Raw genomic sequence first — 465 nt, 5'->3', positions numbered from 1 at the left:
GTGGGGGCGGGGTCCAGGATGCGGATGATGCCGCGCGTCTGGCCAGGATCCTCGGGCGGGGCCCCCTCGGCCACCAGCGCGTGATCGGCGTCGGTGGTGGAGAACACATAGGTCCAGGCGCGCCGCGCCTCGACCCCCGGATCGGCCGCGGTGATCAGCCGCGAAATCGCGGCGGGCGTCACCACGTCGGCCTGGATCAGCGCCGCGGCAAAGGCAAAGCTGAACAGCCCGTAGTACCGCGCATCGGGCGCCTTGCGGGGCAGCTTCATCTCGACCGTCAGTTCGCCCGAGGCGGTGCCGTAGAACACCGACAGCCCGCCCGCCGTGGCCGACAGCATCCGCGGCGCATCCACCTCGCCCGTGCCGGGCATGATCCGGGCGCGCCACAGCCCGCGCGGATCGACCAGCGCCTGACGGTCCTCCAGCGCCATGTCCTCGGCGGTCGAGGTGTCCAGGATCACGGTG

Annotated in this window: 1 protein-coding gene; it reads right to left on the bottom strand. The window is 72.3% G+C overall.

Annotated elements, in window-relative coordinates; all coding sequences use genetic code 11:
* Positions 1–465 (bottom strand): hypothetical protein (locus ACLD7X_RS18835; RefSeq protein WP_411425207.1); only part of this gene is annotated, 465 nt, incomplete at both ends.

It is taken from the genome of Aphanothece microscopica RSMan92, from assembly GCF_046613545.2.
Lineage (GTDB): Bacteria > Cyanobacteriota > Cyanobacteriia > PCC-6307 > Cyanobiaceae > NIES-981.
This window is presented reverse-complemented; position numbering and strand designations above follow the sequence as displayed.